The sequence below is a fragment of the Ramlibacter sp. genome, assembly GCF_035706265.1.
In the GTDB taxonomy this organism is placed as follows: Bacteria; Pseudomonadota; Gammaproteobacteria; order Burkholderiales; family Burkholderiaceae_C; genus Ramlibacter.
On the sequence record NZ_DASSVG010000192.1, the window covers coordinates 1 to 3,771 of the forward strand.

Genomic DNA, 3,771 nt, shown 5'->3' on the forward strand with positions numbered 1-3,771 from the left:
AAGCTCGCCAAGGAAGCCGACGCCGTGCTGTTCGGCGCGGTGGGCGACTGGAAGTACGACAAGCTGGAGCGCCAGTTCCGCCCCGAGCAGGCCATCCTGGGCCTGCGCAGGAACCTGGGCCTGTTCGCCAACTTCCGCCCCGCGATCTGCTACGAGCAGCTCACGCACGCCTCCAGCCTGAAGCCGGAGCTGGTGGCAGGCCTGGACATCCTGATCATCCGCGAGCTCACCGGCGACATCTACTTCGGCCAGCCGCGCGGCCGCCGCGCCGCCCCCGATGGCGCCTTCCAGGGCGCCGAGGAAGCCTTCGACACGATGCGCTACGCCCGCCCGGAGATCGAGCGCATCGCCCACGTCGCCTTCCAGGCGGCGCGCAAGCGCAACCGGAAGGTGACTTCCGTCGACAAGGCCAACGTGCTGGAGACCTTCCAGTTCTGGAAGGACGTGGTCACCGAAGTGGGCCAGCAGTACCCCGACGTGAAGCTGGACCACATGTACGTGGACAACGCCGCGATGCAGCTGGTGAAGTCGCCCAAGTCCTTCGACGTGGTGGTCACCGGCAACATGTTCGGCGACATCCTGTCCGACGAGGCGGCGATGCTCACGGGCTCGATCGGCATGCTGCCTTCCGGCAGCATGAACGCCTCCAGCCAGGGCCTGTACGAGCCGTCCCACGGCAGCGCCCCCGACATTGCGGGCAAAGGGGTTGCGAACCCTTTGGCTACAATACTGTCTGCCGCCATGATGCTCCGCTACTCCCTCAACCAGCCCGCCGCCGCCGACCGCATCGAGTCCGCGGTGAAGGACGTGCTGTCGCAGGGCCTGCGGACGGCGGACATCTGGTCCGAAGGCACGCGCAAGGTGGGCACCCGCGAAATGGGTGACGCCGTCGTCGCCGCGATTACCAAGACCACGACCAAGAGCTAGACCAGCTCCGGTTCGTCGCGTGCCTGCCCCCGGCCCAGACGAGCCGGGGGAACCAGACCACCAACTGAAAGGCGCGCACCGATGACTCTCTCCAACGCACAGCAACCCCTCGTCGGCCTGGTCGGCTGGCGCGGCATGGTCGGCTCGGTCCTGATGGACCGCATGCAGGCCGAAGGCGACTTCGGCCTGATCGAGCCGCTGTTCTTCTCCACCTCCAACGCCGGCGGCAAGGCCCCGGCCCAGGCGAAGAACGAGACCACGCTGAAGGACGCCTACGACATCGAGGCGCTGAAGAAGTGCGACGTCGTCCTCACCTGCCAGGGCGGCGACTACACCACCGAGGTGTTCCCCAAGCTGCGCGCGGCGGGCTGGAACGGCCACTGGATCGACGCGGCCTCCAGCCTGCGCATGAAGGACGACGCCGTCATCGTGCTGGACCCGGTCAACCTGCCAGTCATCAAGAACGCGCTGGCCAAGGGCGGCAAGAACTGGATCGGCGGCAACTGCACGGTCAGCTGCATGCTGATGGGCGTGGGCGCGCTGTACAAGGCGGGGCTGGTGGAGTGGATGACCACCATGACCTACCAGGCGGCCTCGGGGGGCGGTGCCCAGCACATGCGCGAACTGCTGACCCAGTTCGGCACCCTCAACGCCGAGGTGCGCAACCTGCTGGACGACCCCAAGTCCGCCATCCTGGAGATCGACCGCAAGGTGCTGGCGCGCCAGCAGGCCATGAGCAGCGAAGAGACCGCCAACTTCGGCGTGCCGCTGGGCGGCTCGCTGATCCCCTGGATCGACAAGGACCTGGGCAACGGCGTCTCGCGCGAGGAGTGGAAGGGCGGCGCCGAGACCAACAAGATCCTGGGCCAGGGCGAGGGCTTCGGCACCGCGGCGACGCCGGTGGACGGCTTCTGCGTGCGCATCGGCGCCATGCGCTGCCACTCGCAGGCGCTGACCTTCAAGCTGAAGAAGGACGTGCCGGTGGCCGACCTCGAGGCCCTGATCGCCGCCGACAACCAGTGGGTCAAGGTAGTGCCGAACACCCGCGAAGCGACGATGAAGGACCTGACCCCCGTGGCCGTGACCGGCACGCTGGGCATCCCCGTGGGCCGCATCCGCAAGCTGGCCATGGGCCCCGAGTACGTGGGCGCCTTCACCGTTGGCGACCAGCTGCTGTGGGGCGCGGCCGAGCCGCTGCGCCGGATGCTGCGCATCCTGCTGGACGCCTGAGCGGCGTCACGCGGGGACCGAGAAAAAGCGCCGCATTGCGGCGCTTTTTTCTTACCTCTACGGCCGCGCAGAAAGGCCGGAAAGGGGGGTCTGTATCACCCCGTAACGGCGCGTTGTCGCCTCACAACAAGGCGAGTGCCCACATGCCGCGCGCGCCGCGCTCCCGGGCTTTAAGAGGTCTCTCAGCTTGTCTTGCTAAGACGTTGCTGTTATGGTCCTTTTTCGAATATAGCCCTTGGGCCACAGGCCGCATGAAGAGAACAAAACTGCCTCTCGACCGAGCAGTGGGGACGTCGCCACAGAAGAGCCTGCCGAAGTTACGGTTGACCACTTTGGCAATCGCTGCGGCAGTAGCTTTCGGTTTCGCCTCTCCCGACGCGCTGGCACTCGCACTGGGACGCGTCAGCGTCCAATCGGCGCTCGGCGAGCCCCTGCGCGCCGAGATCGAACTGCCCGAGATCTCGCCCGAGGAAGTGGCCTCCCTGAAGGCCAACATCGCTTCCCCGGCGCAGTTCCGCTCGGCCGGCGTCGAATTCAACCCCGCCCTGGGCAACGTGCAGATCACGCTGCAGCGGCGCTCCAACGGCAGTTATTTCCTCAACCTCGCGAGCGATCGGCCGGTCAACGATCCCTTCGTGGACGTGATCCTCGAGGCCACCTGGGCCTCCGGCCGGGTGCAGCGCGATTTCACCCTGCTGCTGGATCCGCCCAGCCTGCGCCAGCCGCAAACGGCCCAGGCTCCCGTGCAGCCGCAGGCCACTGCGCCGTCCGCACAGGGCGTGCCGTCCCGCCCGGCAGCCGTCCCGGGAGCGATCCCCGCGCCGGCACCCGCGCCGCAAGCGCGGACCACCACGTCGGCCCCGCGCCCGCCGGCCCGCGCCGCCGCACCCACCCCGGCACCGGCGCCGGCTCCGGCCGGCGAGGCCGGCAAACAGGTCACCGTGCAGGCGGGGGACACCGCCGGCAAGATCGCCGCTGCCAACAAGCCGGCCAACGTGTCGCTGGACCAGATGCTGGTGGCGATGCTGCGCGCCAACCCCGATGCCTTCATCGCGGACAACGTCAACCGGCTGCGTGCCGGTGCGGTGCTCGAGATGCCCAGCGGCGAGCAGGCCGCCTCCGTGCCGCAGGCCGAAGCGCGCCAGATGCTGGTGGTGCAGAGCCGCGACTTCAACGAATTCCGCCGCCGCCTCGCCGAAAGCGTGCCCACGGCCACTGCGCCCGCGGCGGGCCGTGCGGCCGGCGGCCAGGTGCAGGCCGAGGTCGAGGACAAGAAGGCGCCCGCCGGCCCCGGCGACCGCCTGACGCTGTCCAAGGGCGCGGTGCAGGGCCGCGCCAACGCCGACCGGATCGCGCGCGAGCGCCAGGCCCAGGAGCAGGCCAGCCGCGTCGCGGAATTGAACAAGAACCTGTCCGAGCTGAACCAGCTGGCGGGCAGCACGCCCGGCGCCGCCGGTTCCCGTCCGGCCGCCGGCATCACGGCCCCGCCCGGGGTGAGCGCGCCCCAGGCCGGCGCCGCGACCGGCACGGCCCATTCCGCCTCCGCACCGGCGACTGCGACGACACCGGCCACTGCGGGCCGCCCCGCCTCGGCTCCCGCAGCGACGGCAGCGG

Annotated in this window: 3 protein-coding genes; all 3 read left to right on the forward strand. The window is 69.5% G+C overall.

Annotated elements, in window-relative coordinates:
* The coding region (gene leuB, locus VFM98_RS07185) for a 3-isopropylmalate dehydrogenase (RefSeq protein ID WP_325109226.1) at positions 1 to 927 on the forward strand (927 nt) is incomplete at its 5' end.
* 81 nt (positions 928 to 1,008) lie between these two features.
* Positions 1,009 to 2,157 (forward strand): aspartate-semialdehyde dehydrogenase, encoded by a 1,149-nt coding sequence (asd, locus tag VFM98_RS07190; protein ID WP_325109227.1) that lies wholly within the window; start codon positions 1,009 to 1,011, stop codon positions 2,155 to 2,157.
* 323 nt (positions 2,158 to 2,480) lie between these two features.
* A partial coding sequence (locus VFM98_RS07195) for a FimV/HubP family polar landmark protein (protein ID WP_325109228.1) occupies positions 2,481 to 3,771 on the forward strand: 1,291 nt, incomplete at its 3' end.